Annotated in this window: 15 protein-coding genes; 10 read left to right on the top strand and 5 right to left on the bottom strand. The window is 73.0% G+C overall.

The window, feature by feature from the left end; translation table 11 throughout:
* Nucleotides 1-32: 32 nt before the first annotated feature.
* Both WFH25_RS04790 and WFH25_RS04785 read right to left on the bottom strand, forming a co-directional pair.
* Complete coding sequence (locus tag WFH25_RS04790) at nucleotides 33-806, bottom strand: amino acid ABC transporter ATP-binding protein (RefSeq protein ID WP_070418765.1); 774 nt, start codon at nucleotides 804-806, stop codon at nucleotides 33-35.
* A complete protein-coding gene (locus tag WFH25_RS04785) occupies nucleotides 806-1,915 on the bottom strand; it encodes an amino acid ABC transporter permease (RefSeq protein WP_336696986.1) in 1,110 nt (369 codons plus the stop codon). Before WFH25_RS04785 ends, WFH25_RS04790 begins: the two co-directional genes overlap by 1 nt.
* A gap of 132 nt (nucleotides 1,916-2,047) precedes the next feature.
* Between WFH25_RS04785 and WFH25_RS04780 the strand changes: the two genes are divergently transcribed.
* Together WFH25_RS04780 and WFH25_RS04775 are read left to right on the top strand one after the other, a co-directional pair.
* On the top strand, nucleotides 2,048-2,299 hold the full coding sequence (locus tag WFH25_RS04780; RefSeq protein WP_336696985.1) for a DUF4287 domain-containing protein: 252 nt from the start codon (nucleotides 2,048-2,050) through the stop codon (nucleotides 2,297-2,299).
* A 46-nt stretch (nucleotides 2,300-2,345) separates the two neighbouring features.
* Complete coding sequence (locus WFH25_RS04775; protein WP_071295978.1) at nucleotides 2,346-3,317, top strand: hypothetical protein; 972 nt, start codon at nucleotides 2,346-2,348, stop codon at nucleotides 3,315-3,317.
* 327 nt (nucleotides 3,318-3,644) lie between these two features.
* Here the strand turns inward: WFH25_RS04775 and WFH25_RS04770 are convergent, their stop codons facing one another.
* On the bottom strand, nucleotides 3,645-4,217 hold the full coding sequence (locus tag WFH25_RS04770; RefSeq protein ID WP_070418769.1) for a GIY-YIG nuclease family protein: 573 nt from the start codon (nucleotides 4,215-4,217) through the stop codon (nucleotides 3,645-3,647).
* A 52-nt stretch (nucleotides 4,218-4,269) separates the two neighbouring features.
* On the bottom strand, nucleotides 4,270-5,115 hold the full coding sequence (locus WFH25_RS04765; protein ID WP_336696984.1) for a siderophore-interacting protein: 846 nt from the start codon (nucleotides 5,113-5,115) through the stop codon (nucleotides 4,270-4,272).
* A 75-nt stretch (nucleotides 5,116-5,190) separates the two neighbouring features.
* On the opposite strand from WFH25_RS04765, the gene WFH25_RS04760 reads away from it, so the two are divergent.
* Nucleotides 5,191-5,907: a biliverdin-producing heme oxygenase gene (locus WFH25_RS04760; RefSeq protein ID WP_336696983.1), complete on the top strand. Its 717-nt coding sequence runs from the start codon at nucleotides 5,191-5,193 to the stop codon at nucleotides 5,905-5,907.
* Between the two features lie 252 nt (nucleotides 5,908-6,159).
* Here the strand turns inward: WFH25_RS04760 and WFH25_RS04755 are convergent, their stop codons facing one another.
* Nucleotides 6,160-7,926, bottom strand: coding sequence for a BCCT family transporter (locus WFH25_RS04755; protein ID WP_336696982.1), 1,767 nt, complete (start codon nucleotides 7,924-7,926; stop codon nucleotides 6,160-6,162).
* 177 nt (nucleotides 7,927-8,103) lie between these two features.
* Here WFH25_RS04755 and WFH25_RS04750 point away from each other — a divergent pair, with 177 nt between their 5' ends.
* From WFH25_RS04750 to WFH25_RS04720, 7 genes are all read left to right on the top strand, one after another.
* Nucleotides 8,104-10,758: a phosphoenolpyruvate carboxylase gene (locus tag WFH25_RS04750; RefSeq protein WP_336696980.1), complete on the top strand. Its 2,655-nt coding sequence runs from the start codon at nucleotides 8,104-8,106 to the stop codon at nucleotides 10,756-10,758.
* A gap of 153 nt (nucleotides 10,759-10,911) precedes the next feature.
* Nucleotides 10,912-12,132, top strand: coding sequence for a multidrug effflux MFS transporter (locus tag WFH25_RS04745; protein ID WP_336696979.1), 1,221 nt, complete (start codon nucleotides 10,912-10,914; stop codon nucleotides 12,130-12,132).
* Between the two features lie 55 nt (nucleotides 12,133-12,187).
* On the top strand, nucleotides 12,188-12,526 hold the full coding sequence (locus tag WFH25_RS04740) for an STAS domain-containing protein (RefSeq protein ID WP_070418772.1): 339 nt from the start codon (nucleotides 12,188-12,190) through the stop codon (nucleotides 12,524-12,526).
* Complete coding sequence (locus WFH25_RS04735; RefSeq protein WP_070418773.1) at nucleotides 12,523-12,936, top strand: ATP-binding protein; 414 nt, start codon at nucleotides 12,523-12,525, stop codon at nucleotides 12,934-12,936. Before WFH25_RS04740 ends, WFH25_RS04735 begins: the two co-directional genes overlap by 4 nt.
* 116 nt (nucleotides 12,937-13,052) lie before the next feature.
* A complete protein-coding gene (locus WFH25_RS04730; protein WP_336696978.1) occupies nucleotides 13,053-14,012 on the top strand; it encodes an AraC family transcriptional regulator in 960 nt (319 codons plus the stop codon).
* A 25-nt stretch (nucleotides 14,013-14,037) separates the two neighbouring features.
* Entirely contained in the window at nucleotides 14,038-14,601 is a 564-nt protein-coding gene (locus WFH25_RS04725) for an RBBP9/YdeN family alpha/beta hydrolase (RefSeq protein ID WP_336696977.1), read from the top strand.
* A 106-nt stretch (nucleotides 14,602-14,707) separates the two neighbouring features.
* Complete coding sequence (locus WFH25_RS04720; RefSeq protein ID WP_336696976.1) at nucleotides 14,708-15,814, top strand: hypothetical protein; 1,107 nt, start codon at nucleotides 14,708-14,710, stop codon at nucleotides 15,812-15,814.
* Nucleotides 15,815-15,826 lie beyond the last annotated feature (12 nt).

Genomic DNA, 15,826 nt, shown 5'->3' with positions numbered 1-15,826 from the left:
GGGTGCGTCGTGGGTCGGAACGGGTGGGGAGTTCAGCGGACGCGGGACAGGAAGTCGCGCGTGCGGGGGTGCTGCGGGTCGTCGATGAGCTGCGCCGGTGGGCCCTGCTCGACGATGCGGCCGTGGTCGAGGAAGACGACGTGGTCGGCGACCTCGCGGGCGAAGGCGACCTCGTGCGTGACGATGACGAGCGTCGTACCGGACTCGGCGAGGTCCGTGATCACGCCGAGCACCTCGCCGACGAGTTCGGGGTCGAGGGCCGAGGTCGGTTCGTCCAGCAGGACCACCGAGGGCTCGAGCGCCAGCGCCCGGGCGATCGCCACGCGCTGCTGCTGCCCGCCGGAGAGCTGGCGCGGGCGGGTGGCTCCGCGGTCGCCGAGACCGACGCGTTCGAGCAGCGTCTGGGCCCGGGCCCTCGCGGTGGCGGCGGGGACCCCGGAGGCGATCGGTCCCTCGGCCACGTTCTCGAGCGCGGTGAGGTGCGGGAACAGGTTAAAGTGCTGGAACACGAACCCGATCCGGGAGCGCTGCCGCAGGATCAGGCGCTCGGGCAGCTCCTTGTAGCGCGGGACCCCGTCGCGGCCGGTCCGCACCCGGACGCCGATGGTCTCGCCGCCGACGGTGACGACACCGCGGTCGAGGGGTTCGAGGTGGTTGATCGCCCGCAGCAGCGTGGACTTGCCGGACCCGGACGGGCCGAGGATCACGGTGACGCTCCCGGACGGCAGCGACAGGTCGACGCCGTCGATGACGACGTTCTCGCCGAAGGCCTTCACGGCGCCGTGGATGCCGATGGTGGCGCTCATCAGATGGCCTTCCCGTCGTTCTGGCCGGACGCGACCACGCGGTCGGCGGCGACCACCTGTGCAGCGCGTGCCGACGAGGAGGGGCGATCCGCGCCTCCTGGGCCTCCCCGGCCGCGCCCGGAACCGCGGCGCACCGCGGACCGGAGCCGCTGGAACGGCGTCGGCGGGAGCGCGCGGACGGAGCCGCGGGCCGTCCAGCGCTCGACGTAGTACTGCACGATCGACACCGCACTCGTGAGCGCGAGGTACCAGATCGTCGCCACGACGAGCAGCGGGATGACGTCCGTCGGGTACGTGCTCGACAGGTTCTGCACCACGCCGAACAGGTCGAGGAGCGACACGTAGAACAGCAGCGAGGACGCCTTGAGCAGGCCGACGATCTGGTTCACGAAGGCCGGCACGATCGAGCGGAGCGCCTGCGGCAGGATCACCCGCACGAACTGGCGGCGGCGGGGGAGCCCGAGGGCCTGCGCGGCCTCGTGCTGGCCGTGGTCGACGGCGAGCACACCGGCGCGGACGATCTCCGACGCGTAGGCGATCTCGCTGAGGCTCAGCCCGATGACGCCGATCGCCAGGTCGCCGAGGACGTTCGCGGTCGGGACCTCGAACTGCGGTCCGAACGGGACGCCGATGCCGATGGTCGGGTACAGCGACCCGAGGTTGTAGAGGAAGACGAGCACCAGGATGAGCGGCACCGAACGGAACAGCCACACGTAGCCCCAGGCGAGCCCGGACAGCACCGGGTTGCGCGAGAGCCGGCCGATCGCCACGACGATGCCGCCGGCGAAGCTGATCACCGCGCTCAGTGCCGTCGCGACGAGGGTGAGCTGCAGGCCGGTCAGGATCGCCGGGCTGAACAGCCACTTGCCGACCGCCGGCCAGCCCCACTGCTCGTTGGTGAAGAGCGTCTCGACGAAGTTCAGGAGGACCACGAGGACGACCGCCGCGGCGATCCACCGCAGCGGGTGGCGCAGCGGGACGACGGGGCGGTCGAGCGCGGCGCGTCCGGCGGCGTCGATGGTCGCGTCGGCCGGGCTTCCGGCGGGACTTCCGGTCGGAGTTCCGGCGGGGCTTCCGGTCGGGCGCTCCGTGTCGGTGGTCTGGGTCATGTCGCGACCGTAGGAGGTGCGCCGAGGCGCGACAACGCCGCGCGAAACACATCGGCACGGGAGGGAACCCGGCGTCACACGCGGGGATCGGATGACGCTCTGTGACGCGGGACGGCGGCTATCGTGACCCCCATGACCGCACACCGCGTGACCGCACCGGAGCCGCCGGCCGACGGCAGCAAGCCGAAGGGGCCGGCGTCGTACTTCCCGAGCATCGAGAAGACCTACGGGCGTCCGGTGCAGGAGTGGCTCGACCTCGTCGTGGACCGGCTCGACGGCCAGAAGCACATGGAGGTCGTCGCCTGGCTCAAGACCGAGCACGGCATGGGACACGGGCACGCGAACGCCCTCGTCGGCTACGTGCGGAACGCCCTCGCCGACTGATCCCCTCGCCGTGGCGGTTGTCGGTGGTGCTGCCTAGCGTGACAGCGTGGCCGAACCCGTCGACGCGTGGTGGCGCCGCCGACAGTGGTCGCGCGGCGTGGCGGTTCCGTACGCCGTGGGGGAGTTCCGTGCCGAGTGGTCCTCGTACCCGGTGCTCGTCCGGCAGTACCACCCGGAGTGGAACCACGGCGTCGTCCTCAGCCAGGTGCCACCAGCTGCCGAGGTCCTGCTGACGTGGGAGTGCGACGTCGGGCACGTCTTCGTCGCGACCCCGGGTGAGCAGCGCTCCCGTCCGGGTCGTGAACGACGCCGGTCGGTGTGGTGCCCCGAGTGCGCCGTCCAGGCCCAGCCGCAGCGCTGGCCCGTGCTGCCCTCCGACTGGCCGGCCGCGGTGCCGGTGCCGCAGCGGGTCGTGCGGGTCACCGGTCGGCAGACCCTGCCCGCGGCTCCGGCGCGAGGGACCCCGGCCGGTGCCGTGGCGTCGACGCGGTCCCGCCCTCGTCGCCCGGAACCCGGTGCACCCCGCCGGCCTCGGCCCCCGGCCGTCCCGCGGTCGATCTGCCCGAAGACGCCGCGGCTGCCCTCGGGGGAGTCGTTCACGAGCGTGTGCGCCCCGGCGACGGCCTCCGCGGTCGAGGCCGAGCTCCGGGCCGCCCTCGCCGAGCGGTTCGCCTTCACGTTCGACCACTCCGCGATCCGCCTCGACCGACCGTTCTTCGACCACGTCGAGGTCTGGCCGGACATCATCCTGCCGGAGCTCCGCGTCGCGATCGAGTACGACTCCACCGGACGTCACGGCCTCGAGCACGTCGGACCCCGGCAGGAGACGGACCGCCGGAAGGACCGTGCCGTGCGCGGTGTCGGGTGGGAGGTCGTCCGTATCCGGACCGGCCGGCTGCAGGCGCTGGGGCCGTACGACCTCGAGGTCTCCGGGATCTCCGGCCGGACGATCGCGCGCCTGGCCGACACGCTGCGCGAGGTCCGCGGCGCGCTCTTCGTCGACGCGTACGCGCGCTGACGCGCTGGCGCCCGCGCGTCGGCGCCGCACAACCACAGTGCGCCGGAACCGCGGTTCCCCGCGGTTCGGCGTGCCTTCCGTTGTGCGCAGCACCCGCCGGCCGCCCGCCGCCCCCGCGTCAAACCACGGAAACGACGTCGAACCGCGTGCGACGGCTGGTGCGACGTCGCTTTCGTGGTTCGACGCGCGGGGCGCGCACGCCTTCGCCCGCCGCACAACCACAGTGGGCTGGAACCGCGGTTCCCCGCGGTTCTACTTGCCTTGCGTTGTGCGCAACACTCGCCGACCGGGCGCCGCCGGCCGCCCGCCGCCGCACCGCGCCGCGCGTCACCCGCGCAGCGCCAGCGCCTCGCTCCGCCACCGGGCGTGCAGCTCCCACGGGTCGCTCACGCCCGCGGCCACGACCGCGACGTGCTCGAGCAACTCCGGCGTCACCCGGAACCACTCCGTACCGGGGTACCGCGACCCGGCGAACTGCGCGTGCCGCCGCCGCTCGAGGGTCCGGTCGCCGCGCTCGAACCCGAGGAGGTCCTGGTGCGGGATCGCCGCGAGCCGCTGCCGCGGGTTCGCCGTCGTCCCGATCTTGATCCGGTCGCCGAAGTCGTCCCGCATCCGCAGGTAGTACACGACGTCGACCCTCGGGGGAGCGAGGTCCCCGTCCGGCACGTCGCCCCAGCGCCACTCGCACGTCGCACACACCGCACCCGACGGGAAGCGCACGCCGACCCGCGACCCGCACACCGGGCACGGGCCGGGCAGCACGTCCTCGACGCCGACGTGCTCGGCGGCGGCGTCGACCACGAGGGCGACGTGTCCGGCGCACAGCGGCACCGCGGGCACCGCCGACCCGGCGACCGCACCGGCGTCGCAACCGGGCGCGCAGCACGAGAGGGCGACCATGCCGGGAACGCTAGCCCGACCCACCGACGCCAGCCGCGCCTCCAGGCCGGCGCTACTCGGTGAAGATGACGCCGATCGGTTCGCGCTTCTCCTCCTGGAACCGGTCCTCGGCGCGCCCGAGCGCCCAGTACGCGGACAGCGACATCTCGGACTTCTCGAGTCCCCAGTCGTCCTGCAGCAGTCGACGGATCGCCTTCATCGCGGTCCGCTCGCCGTGCGCGAACACCTGCACGGGCCTGGAGGCGCGCTCCAGCGAGCGAGCCGCCTCCAGCAGCAGCGTGCCCGGCTCGGCGCCGGTGGCGTCGCGGTGCAGCCACCGCAGGTCGACCCCGGCCGGGTGCGCGACGTCCTGCTCGTCGGCCGGACCCGCCACCTCGACGAGGGCGACGCCCGTGGCGGTGTCGGCCATGCCCTCGAGGGCGGCGGAGATCGCGGGGAGCGCGCTGTCGTCGCCGAGCAGCACGTGGGTGACGTCGGGGTCGGTGGACGGGGCGTACCCGCCGCCGGGACCGGAGAGGGCGAGGAGGTCGCCGGGCTGCGCCGAGGCCGCCCAGGGACCCGCGAGGCCGTCGTCGCCGTGCACGACGAAGTCGACGGCGATGGTCTTCGCCTCGTGGTCGACGGCGCGCACGGTGTAGGTACGGCGCGCCGGCCGGTCGTGCTTCGGGAGCGACTCGCGCAGCGACTCGAGGTCGTACGGCGGCGTGAGCCCGAGCGACGGCTTCGCGAGCAGGAGCTTGACGTACTTGTCCGTGGTGGCGAGCCGCTCCGGGTCCGCTGCCGCGACGAACTCGTCGAAGGCGGGACCGCCGAGGTGGACGCGGACCATGTGCGGCGAGAGACGCTCCGTGCGGTCGACGACGAAGACGTGCTGGGGGCGTTTGGGTTTCGAGCTCATCGGTGCGAGCTTCCTCTCTCGACTTCTGGGTGCGCTGTGCTTGACGTACCGCTCAGTAAGGTTAGCCTTACCTCCATGGACACCGTCATCCCGTTCTCCGAGCTGCTGCGTCGGCGCACGCGTCGCTCGCAGGGGTCGGGTGGCGACGGGTTCATGCAGGACCTGCTCGCCGGGCGGTGCGACGTCGGCGAGTACGCGGCCCTGCTCGGACAGTACGCGTTCGTGTACGACGCCCTCGAGCGCGCGGCCGAGCGGATGGCGGACCACCCCGTGGCTGCCCCCTTCGTCACGTCGCAGTTGACGCGGATGCCGGCGATCCGGGCGGACCTCGAGTACCTCATCGGTCCGGACTGGTCCGAGCTCGTGTGCCCGCTGCCCGAGACCACCGCGTACGTCCGACGACTGAACGAGGTCGCGGCGACGTGGCCCGGCGGGTTCGTCGCCCACCACTACACGCGGTCCCTCGGCGACCTGTCCGGGGGGCGACTCATCGGGCGGCTGCTCGCGGAGCAGTTCGGCTTCGAGACGAACGGCGTCCTGTTCTACATCTTCGACCAGGTCGCCGACCCGAGCGCGTTCGAGCAGACCTACCGGGCGCAGCTCGATGCGGCTCCGTGGTCGGCCGAGGAACGCGAACGGGTGATCGCCGAGGTCGAGCTGGCGCACCGGCTCGACAGTGGGCTGCTCGCGGGGCTCGACGCGACGCGGGGGCCGGTGCTCGGACGCCCCGGGGCGTGGTCCGACGACGACGGGCCGCAGGGCGCGGGCGACGACGTGGCCGTGATCGCGTGACCGAGCCGAGTTGACCCGAGCGGCCACGTGCCGCCCACCAGACCCGCCGGGATCGCGGAGCGCGTCGCTTCGCAGGGGTGCTTCCGCCACGCGCCGCGATCCCGGCGTTCCCTTCGCTCGTGCCGCGTGCGCCGCGCCGAGCCGCGCCGTGCCGCCCGCGTCGCGCCGCGGGCGCTTGGTGAGCAGAAACTGTCGGGTGCGGGCAGCCCAGGCGACCATTTCTGCTCACGAAGCGGGCCTGCCGCCCCCGCCTCAGTGCCGCATGCGGCGCGCGAGCTTCTGGATCGGGCCGGTCTTCGGCGCGCGCTCCGCGGGTTCGACGACCTCCTGCTGGTAGAAGTCCGCGAGGTCCGCCATCAACGCCCGACGCTCCGCCCGCGCGTACGCCCGACGCTCCCGCGTGAAGGCGATCACCGTCGACCAGCACATCAGCACCATCACGACGCTGAACGGGAGCGCCGTCGTGATCGCCGCGGTCTTCAGCGCGTTCAGCCCGCCCGCGAGCAGGAGCGCCACCGCGACGAGGGCCGTGACCCCGGCGAAGAACACCCGGATCCAGTTCTTCGGCTCGATCTGCCCGCCGGTCGCGATCATGCCCATCACGAGCGCGCCCGAGTCCGCCGAGGTCACGAAGAACACCCCGATCAGGATGATCGCCCCGATCACGAGCACGGACCCGGCGGGCATCCCGCCGAGCAGCTGGAACAGGACCTGCTCGACGGACACGCTGCCGTCCGCCCCGACGAGGTCGCCGGTGCCGTGCAGCTGGTCGTACAGCGCGGTGCCGCCCATGATCGCGAACCAGAGGAAGGTCAGCAGCGTCGGGACGAACAGCACGCCGAGCACGAACTGCCGGACGGTCCGTCCGCGGGAGATCCGCGCGATGAAGATGCCGACGAACGGCGCCCACGACATCCACCAGCCCCAGTAGAACGTCGTCCACGCGCCCTGCCACTCCTGCCCGGCCCGACCCGCGAAGGCGCTTGTGTCGAACGCCAGCCCGACGAACCCCTGCACGTACTGTCCGATCGACTGCACGAACTCGCCGAGCAGGAACTGCGTCGGCCCGACGAACAGGACGAAGACGAGCAGCACGGCCGCCAGCACGAGGTTGATGTTCGACAGGATCTTCATGCCCTTGCCGACGCCGCTCAGCAGCGACCCGACGGCTATCAGCGTGACGACGACGATCAACCCGATCTGCAGGCCCCGGGTGTTCTCCGCCGCCCCGGTGTACTCGAGCCCCGCCCCGATCTGCAGCACGCCGAGCCCGAGCGACGTCGCGACCCCGAACAGCGTGCCGATCAGCGCGAGGACGTCGATGAGGTTGCCCCACCCGCCCACCACGCGCTTGCCCAGCAGCGGCTCGAGCGCCCAGCGGATCGACACCGGTCGCGACCGCCGGTGGATCGCGTACGCCAGGGCGAGCCCGACCACGACGTAGATCGCCCACGCGTGCAGGCCCCAGTGCAGGAACGTCTGCGTGAGCGCCTGCTGCGCGAGGGCGTCGTCGTCGCCCGTCACCCCCGGCCGTGGTGCGGCGAAGTGACTGAGCGGCTCGGCGACGCCGTAGAACACGAGCCCGATGCCCATGCCCGCGGCGAACAGCAGCGACAGCCACGAGAGCGTCGAGAACTCCGGCGCCTCGTCGTCCTGGCCGAGCACGATGTCGCCGAACCGGCTGAACCCGATCCAGATCGCGAAGACGACGAACGCGGCCGCGGCGATCACGTAGTACCAGCCGAAGTCCCGCACGATCCACCCCTGGACGGCCGAAAAGACGTCCTCGGTGGCACGAGGCGCGGCGAGCGCGACGGCGACGAACGCGAGCACGATCCCCGCGGCCGGCCAGAAGACCCAGCGCTCGACGGGCGGCTTCCGGACCGCCGTGTCGGCCGGCGGGCCAGGAGGCGCGGATCCCGTCCTCACGTCGTCCTGCGTCCGCCCCGTGGCGGGTTCGCGGTCTGCCGGCTCGGCCGTCTCGTCCATGGCGTCCCTCCACCCACGGATGCGGAGCATCCCTGGCCGGATTCTACGAACGCTCGCCGTGGTCCGTCCGGGTGCGATGGGAACGGGCGAGGCCGCGCACCCGCCCGCCGCGGTCCGTCCGGACGGTTGTCGTCACCGGTCCCGACGGGCCGATACGCTGCTGGGATACCGGGACGACCTTCCCGGCCGAGACCCGGAGAGGACCACATGACGATCGACGGTCAGACGCGCCACGGACGCGCGCGGGACGACGTCAGTGGCGCGGTCGACAGCGACCTGCGCTCCGACGTGCGGTACCTCGGCAAGCTGCTCGGACGCGTCCTGCGGGAGACCGGCGGCGAGGACCTCCTGCACGACGTGGAGAGCCTCCGTGCCGCGGTCATCGACGCGTACGAGGGCGGCGAGGCCGAGGGCGCCGCGCGTGCCGAGGCCATCGTCGCGGACCTGTCCGCCGAGCGGGCCGAGGCCGTGGCCCAGGCGTTCACCACGTACTTCCACCTCACGAACCTCGCCGAGGAGCACCACCGCGTGCGCGTGCTCCGGCACCGCGGCGACGACGGCGGACTCGCGGGGGACTCCTTCCCGGCGACGTACGCCTCGCTCGTCGAGCAGGTCGGCGACGAGGCCGCTGCGGCCCGGCTGCGCGAACTCCGGTTCCACCCGGTCCTCACGGCGCACCCGACCGAGGCCCGCCGACGCGCGGTGACCACGGCCGTGCGGCGCATCACCGACCTCATCGACGAGCGCGACCGGACGACGAACACCACGGCCCTCGCCGAGAACGAGCGCCGGCTGCTCGAGGAGATCACGACCCTCCTGCGCACCTCGCCGCTCCGCACGACCCGCCCGACCCCGCTCGACGAGGTCCGCACGGCGATGAGCGTGTTCGACCAGACGCTGTTCGAGATCGTCCCGCAGGTCTACCGTCTGCTCGACGACCGGCTGCTCGGTGACGACGCCGGCCGCGTGCCGGTCACCGCACCCGCCTTCGTGCGCTTCGGCACCTGGATCGGCGGCGACCGCGACGGCAACCCGCACGTCACCGCGGACGTCACCCGCCAGGCGGCGGAGATCGCGGCCGAGCACATCCTGCTCGGGCTCTCCCGCGCCGCCACCCGCATCGGCAGCACCCTCACCCTCGACGCGAGCGAGACCCCGGCGGACGCCGGTCTCACCGCGCTCGTCGCCGCGCAGGAGTCCCTCGACCCCGGGATCGCCGAGCGCATCGGGGTCCGTGCGCCGAACGAGACGCACCGTCGGGCGCTCCTGTTCGTCGCCGCCCGCATCGACGCCACGCGCCGGGGCGAGGCCGAGCTCGCCTACCCTGGGCCGGACGCGCTCCTGGCCGACCTCCGCACGATCCAGACCTCGCTCGTCGCGGCCGGGGCCACCCGTCCCGCGAACGGCGAGCTGCAGAACCTCGTCTGGCAGGTCGAGACCTTCGGGTTCCACCTCGCCGAGCTCGAGGTCCGGCAGCACTCGCAGGTGCACCGGAACGCCCTCGCAGAGATCCGCGCCGGTGGGGAGCTGAGCGAGACCACGGAAGAGGTCCTCGCCGTGTTCCGCACGATCGCCGCGCTGCAGGCCCGCTACGGCGTCCGCGCCGCCAGCCGCTACATCGTGTCGTTCACGCAGTCGGCAGCCGACCTCGCGAACGTCCACGAGCTCGCGGTCGCCGCACTCGGGTCGCCCGAGGCCGCCCCGGTGCTCGACGTCATCCCGCTGTTCGAGACCTTCGCGGACCTGCACGCCAGTGTCGACATCCTCGACGAGGCCGTCCGCACCGAGCCGTTCCAGCGTCGCCTCGCAGCGACCGGTCGTCGCCTCGAGGTCATGCTCGGCTACTCCGACTCCTCGAAGGACGTCGGTCCGGTGTCGGCGAACCTCGCGCTCTACGACGCACAGGCCCGGATCGCCGACTGGGCGAAGCAGCACGACGTCGAGCTCACGCTGTTCCACGGCCGCGGCGGCTCGCTCGGCCGCGGTGGTGGCCCGGCGAACGAGGCCGTCCTGGCGCAGCCCCGCGGTTCCATCGACGGACGCCTCAAGCTCACCGAGCAGGGCGAGGTCATCTTCGCCCAGTACGGCGACAAGGACATCGCCGCACGGCACCTCGAGCAGATGGCCTCGGCCACGCTGTTCGCGTCCTCGCCGTCGAACGAGGACCGCACGGCCGTCGCCGCCACGCGCTTCGCCGACCTCGCGCAGCAGCTCGACGACGTCTCGCGCGAGGCGTTCTACGGCCTCGTGAAGGCGGACGGCTTCGCGCCGTGGTTCGCGCGCGTGACCCCGATGGAGGAGATCGGTCTGCTCCCGCTCGGCTCCCGTCCGGCCCGCCGTGGTCTGAGCGTCGAGTCGCTCGAGGACCTCCGGGCGATCCCGTGGGTGTTCTCGTGGACGCAGGCGCGCATCAACCTCGCCGGGTGGTACGGCCTCGGTTCCGCGCTCGAGGCCGTCGGCGACGTGGAGCTCCTCCGAACCGCGTACGCCGAGTGGCCCCTCTTCGGCGCGATGATCAAGAACGTCGAGATGTCGCTCGCGAAGACCGACGAGCACATCGCCCGCCGGTACCTCGAACTTGCGGACCGTGACGACCTCGCCGCGATGGTCCTCGACGAGATGCTCCGCACGCGCGAGTGGGTGTTGCGCGTCTCGGGCGGGAGCGACGTCCTCGAGGACCGTCCCGTCCTCGCACGCGCCGTCCGGCTCCGCAGCCCGTACGTCGACGCGCTCTCGCACCTGCAGCTCCGGGCACTCCGCGCGATCCGCACCTCGGGCAGCACGGACCCGACGGACGGTGACCACCGGCTGCTCCTCCTCACCGTGAACGGCATCGCGGCCGGCCTGCAGAACACGGGCTGATCCGCGCGGACCGGCCGTCGGTCGTCGACGCGACCGTCTCGGGCCCAGGAGGCGCGGTGCCAGCTTGCACCGCGCCTCCTGGCCGTCTCGGTGTGCGCAACGCGACACCACCGCCCTTGTCGAATCGATTCGGGGGCGCGTAGCGTGGCCGACGTGACGACGGAGCGCACAGGACCGACCAGTCGGACGACCGCCCTCCCACCGATCCTGCCGCTCGCCCTGATCGTCGGCGTCTCGCCGTTCGCGACCGACATGTACATCCCGGCCCTGCCGGCGATCGCACGCGACCTCGGCACGACGCCCGGTGCCGTGCAGCTGTCCCTGACGGCGTTCCTCGTCGCGTTCGCCGTCGGGCAGCTGCTCGCCGGACCGGTGAGCGACGGCATCGGGCGGCGTCCGCTGATGCTCGTCGGCACGGCGGTCTTCGCCGTCGCCTCCGTCGGGTGCGCGATCGCGCCGGACGTCGTGACGCTCGTCGTGGCGCGGGTGTTCCAGGGGCTGGCGGGTGCGGCCGGGGCGGTCGCCGGGCGGGCGATGGTCTCGGACGTGGTCGACGGGCCGCGGATGGCGAAGGTGTTCGGGACCCTCGCGGCCATCAACGCGATCGGCCCCGTCGTCGCCCCGCTGGCCGGGGGAGCGGTGCTGACGGTCGGCACCTGGCGACTCATGTTCGTCGTCCTCGCGGTGCTCGGTGCGGCGTTCTTCGTCGCCGTGGTCGTCCGGTTCCGCGAGACCCTGCCGCGGGCGTTCCGCGGAGGGGTGGGCCTCGGTGCGAACTGGGGTCGCATCCGTGAGCTCATGGGCATCCCGCGGTTCCGTGCGTACGTGCTGACCGGGGTGCTCTCGACCATCGGGTTCTTCGCGTACATCGCCACGAGCTCGTTCGTGTTCCAGACCGGCTTCGGGTTCTCCGAGGGGATGTACACCCTCGTGTTCGCCACGAACGCCTCGATGATGATCGTCACGACGCTCGTGTTCCGCCGCGTGGTCGGTCGGTTCTCGGAGGACGCGCTGCTGTCGTTCGGCCTGGCGCTCGGGACCCTCGGCGCGACGGGCGTCCTCGTGTCCGCGCTGCTCGGGGCCGGCGCGGTGCCGGTCTGGGTCTCGCTCGCCGTCGTGACCGCGGCGTGGGGGTTCGTCCTGCCGGCGGCGATGACCCGCACGCAGCACGTCGGTGCTGCGCACCCGGGGACCGCAGCGGCACTGCAGGGCGGGCTGACGTTCGGGCTCGGCGGCCTCGGCACGCCGCTCGCGGGCGCGCTCGGCGGGACGGCCGTCGCGATGGGGTCGGTGATGGCGGTGCTCATGGCGGCTGCCGTGGTCGTGCAGCTGCTGGCGACGCGACGGACCGGACGCGCCTCGACGGGTTCGTGACCCGGACCCGGTAGGTTGCAGGGTGCACCCCGCACCGATCCCAGGAGGCACCGACATGGACATCGTCGTACACGAAGCGGACGCCGGCGCCGCCGTGCTCGAGTGCAGCGGCCGACTCAACATGGTGTCGGCCCCGACGTTCCGCGAGACCGTCGCGAAGGTCGTCGGCGACGGACGGCCCCGCGTGGTCGTCGAGCTGTCCGGGGTGGAGTTCATGGACTCCTCCGGTCTCGGCGCGCTCGTCGGGTCGCTCAAGGCCGCGCGACAGGCCGGCGGGGACCTCCGCATCGCGGCGCCGTCCGACCAGGTCGAGATGGTGCTGAAGCTCTCCAACATGGACAAGATCCTCCGCACGTACCCGGACGGGGACGCCGCGGTGACCGACTGGGCATGAACGCCGCGGTGGGTGGGCACAGCCTCGACCTGGCGTGCCCGCCGGACGACGTCACGGCGGTGCACGCGTTCCTCGCGACGGTGTGGGACACCGAGCCCACCGTCTCGGCCGAGGACCGGATGGCCCTCGAGCTCGCGCTGGTCGAACTCACCTCGAACGTGATCGAGCACGGGGCGGCCGGTCGCGGCGTCTCGTGCTCGCTCCACCTCGACGTCGGGTCGGACGCGGTCGAGGCGCAGCTGACCGACGACGGTGTGCCGGTGCCGGTCGACCCGTCCGCCGCGCAGCTGCCCGACGCGCTGGCCGAGAGCGGGCGGGGCCTGGCGCTCGTGCAGATGGTGGTCGACGACCTGCGCTACGAACGGGTCGCGGACCGGAACCTGTGGACGGTCCGGCGCGGGCGCCACTGAGTGCCGCTCGTGTCTGACGGACCGGTTCGTCCGCTTCGCGCAGCCCGTGGGCCGGTATCCGCAATGCGTGCGCATACATCCCGTAGGCTCCGCGCCGCCGTGTCACGATCCAGTCGATGAACGTCGAGCCCGACCCCAGGAACAGCTTCGAGACGTCCGGGGCCGACCTCGAGGCGGCGATCCAGATGTACGAGGACGCGTACGAGAGCGTGGGCTTCCAGGCGGAGCGCACGGAACGCCCATTCAGCTACCGCTTCCGGGTCACGGGCGACGAGACGATGTCCTTCCGCTCCACCCGGTTCGACGCCCGGATGCAGGGCGAGCTCGAGTCCGGCGACGAGTACGTCGTGATGTGGCTCGCCGACGGTGGGGGCACCGTCGACGTCGGGCGGCAAGAGGTCGCCTTCACGCCCGGCACGCCGATGATGTTCCCGACCGGTCGACCGTTCGCCTTCGACCTGCAGGACCTCCGGCAGAGCCTGGTGCAGTTCGACCGCACGTTCCTCGAGGGCGTGGCGGCCGAGGAGCACGGCACGCAGCCGGCCCCGCTCGTCTTCGACCACACCCAGCCGCCGCGGCGCGAGGACCTCCGCGGGTGGAACGCCCAGGTCCGCCGGGCCGCCGAGACCGTGCTCGGTGAGGCACCGGTGTCGCAGCTGGTCCTCGCGGAGACCGCCCGGGACACCGCCCTCGCGCTCCTCCGCACCTTCCCGCACACCGTGCTCGCGCCGGACATCACCCTGCCGCAGGGCGCCACCGGCCGCGTGCGCGAGGCCGTCGAGTACATGCACGCGTTCGCCCACACCCCGATCAGCACGACCGACGTCGCCGAGCACGTCGGGCTCAGCGTGCGCGGGCTCCAGCAGGCGTTCCAGCGGCAGGTCGGTACGGCGCCCAACGCGATGCTGCGCGGCATCCGGCTCGACCGCGTCCGCGAGGAACTCCGCCGCTCGTCGCCCGGTGACGTCACGGTCGCCGCGATCGCCGTGCGGTGGGGCTTCGCCCACCTCGGGCGGTTCTCCGGGGCGTACGCCTCGCGCTTCGGCGAGTACCCGCGCGACACGCTGCACGCCTGATCCGACCGCCCACTACGCTTCGAGGGTGCGCAGACCTCGACCGTGGGTGATCGTCCCCGGGATCTGGAACTCCGACCCCGACCACTGGCAGTCGCTGTGGCAGGACGACCGGTCGGCCGACGACCCGGGCGCGGTCGTCCGGATCGCACCGGCGTCGTGGAGCGAACCCGACCCGGACGACTGGTCCCGCGCGATCACCAGCGCCGTGGCCGCCGTCGACGAACCGCCGGTGCTCATCGCGCACAGCCTGGGCGTCCTCGCCGTCGCCGCGTGGCTCGGTCAGCGCGGACACGCCGAGGTCGCGGGTGCCTTCCTCGTGGCGCCGCCGGACCCGCTCGCGCCGGGGTTCCCCGCCGCAGCGGCCGGGTTCGTCGAGCCGGTGGCCCAGGCGGCCCCTGCGGTCGCGACGCGTCTGGTGGTCAGCGACGACGACCCGTACTGCACGCTCGACCGGGCCCTGGCGTTCGCGGACGTCCTCGGTGCCGGAGTCGTCCGGGTCGGCACGCTCGGCCACGTGAACGTCGCCAGCGGTGTCGGTGCCTGGCCGGCCGGCCGTGCACTCGTGGACGACCTCGAGCGCACGCTCTGACACCGTCCGCGACACGCCGTTCACCTTCGAGGCGATATGGCAGGGACTCCGGCGACACACCGGGGATGTCCGCCGAGATGAGCGTTGCGATATTTATCCTTCGATCATGGAAACGCAGTCCGGTGCACGCACCCCCCTCGTCGACCCGTTCGGTCGCGAGCTCGAGGAGTGGCTCCGTGACGCCCCGGCGACGCGCGCCCCGTACCTGTCGGACCTCGTGGTCCCGCCGGTCACCGGGCCCGTGCAGCGTCCGGACGCAGCGTCGGACGCCCCCGTCGAGCCCGCCACGACCAGCGGCGCCGCGGCCGTCGTCGATGCTGTTGTGCCGGCCGACGACTCCGCCTTCCGTCGCCCCCGCGACCGTGCTCGGCACGCCGCGGTCTGCGCGCCGTCCTTCCCCGAACCGCCGGAGCGCATCGCCCTCCGCATCGAGGACCTCGCCGTCGAGGTGTCCTCGGCCAGCGGGCGCACCACGATCGAGCGCATCGTGATCCTCGAGGACGAGGTCCGTCGTCGTGACGAGGACCTCGCTCGCCTCGCCGCGTGGGAGGCCACCGTCGCCGGACAGCGCGACCCTGAGATCGAGGCCGCTCGGGCGTTCGCCCACTCCGTCTTCGCGGACCTGCTGGCCGATGCCGCGCTCGAGGCCGATCGTCGTGACCGTGCCGCGGCGCGGCGTGCGGCGACGGGCAGCGTGCCGGTCGCAGGCGTGCCCGCGTCGGCCGCCGTCCCGGCACCCGCCGTCGTCACCGCCGTCGTCACCCCGACGGGTTCCGCACCCGCTCCCGCACTCGTGGACGCGACCGAGGTCGTGGACGCGATCGACGCCCCCGAGGCGACCACGCCGGGACGCGACGAGCCCGCTCGACCGGTGCTGTCCCTCCCGGTCGTCTCACCGGTGTCCGCGAACACGCGACCCACGCCGCTCGTCCAGCCCGCGACCGGGCCGACCGTGATCGACCGTGCCGCGTTCGCCGCCGCCCTGACGGCGCACGCCGGCGCGACGGCCAGCACGCCCGTCGTGCTCCCGGAGGCCGTCGTCCCGACGACCGCCGAGACCGCCGCCGCCGAGACCGTCGGCCACGCGCCGGCCGCGCACACGCCCGCCGGGCACCCCGCCCACGCAGCCGACGTCGCGTCCGAGGACCGTGCCTCCGCCGGGTGGTGGACGCGCTTCGTCGCCGTCGTCATGCGCGCGTTCGGTCGCCGCTGATCCACCGGGCAG

Origin of the sequence: Curtobacterium sp. USHLN213, from assembly GCF_037144815.1 — a bacterium.
Lineage (GTDB): Bacteria > Actinomycetota > Actinomycetes > Actinomycetales > Microbacteriaceae > Curtobacterium.
The sequence above is the reverse complement of the archived record's forward strand: the minus strand, read 5'-3'. Positions and strand labels throughout refer to the sequence as shown.

Bases quoted from the DNA above. Each gene is read 5' to 3' on its own strand.
- WFH25_RS04790 (WP_070418765.1), bottom strand. From the start codon at position 806: ATGAGCGCCACCATCGGCATCCACGGCGCCGTGAAGGCCTTCGGCGAG.
- WFH25_RS04785 (WP_336696986.1), bottom strand. From the start codon at position 1,915: ATGACCCAGACCACCGACACGGAGCGCCCGACCGGAAGCCCCGCCGGA.
- WFH25_RS04780 (WP_336696985.1), top strand. From the start codon at position 2,048: ATGACCGCACACCGCGTGACCGCACCGGAGCCGCCGGCCGACGGCAGC.
- WFH25_RS04770 (WP_070418769.1), bottom strand. From the start codon at position 4,217: ATGGTCGCCCTCTCGTGCTGCGCGCCCGGTTGCGACGCCGGTGCGGTC.
- WFH25_RS04765 (WP_336696984.1), bottom strand. From the start codon at position 5,115: ATGAGCTCGAAACCCAAACGCCCCCAGCACGTCTTCGTCGTCGACCGC.
- WFH25_RS04760 (WP_336696983.1), top strand. From the start codon at position 5,191: ATGGACACCGTCATCCCGTTCTCCGAGCTGCTGCGTCGGCGCACGCGT.
- WFH25_RS04755 (WP_336696982.1), bottom strand. From the start codon at position 7,926: ATGCTCCGCATCCGTGGGTGGAGGGACGCCATGGACGAGACGGCCGAG.
- WFH25_RS04750 (WP_336696980.1), top strand. From the start codon at position 8,104: ATGACGATCGACGGTCAGACGCGCCACGGACGCGCGCGGGACGACGTC.
- WFH25_RS04740 (WP_070418772.1), top strand. From the start codon at position 12,188: ATGGACATCGTCGTACACGAAGCGGACGCCGGCGCCGCCGTGCTCGAG.
- WFH25_RS04735 (WP_070418773.1), top strand. From the start codon at position 12,523: ATGAACGCCGCGGTGGGTGGGCACAGCCTCGACCTGGCGTGCCCGCCG.
- WFH25_RS04730 (WP_336696978.1), top strand. From the start codon at position 13,053: ATGAACGTCGAGCCCGACCCCAGGAACAGCTTCGAGACGTCCGGGGCC.
- WFH25_RS04720 (WP_336696976.1), top strand. From the start codon at position 14,708: ATGGAAACGCAGTCCGGTGCACGCACCCCCCTCGTCGACCCGTTCGGT.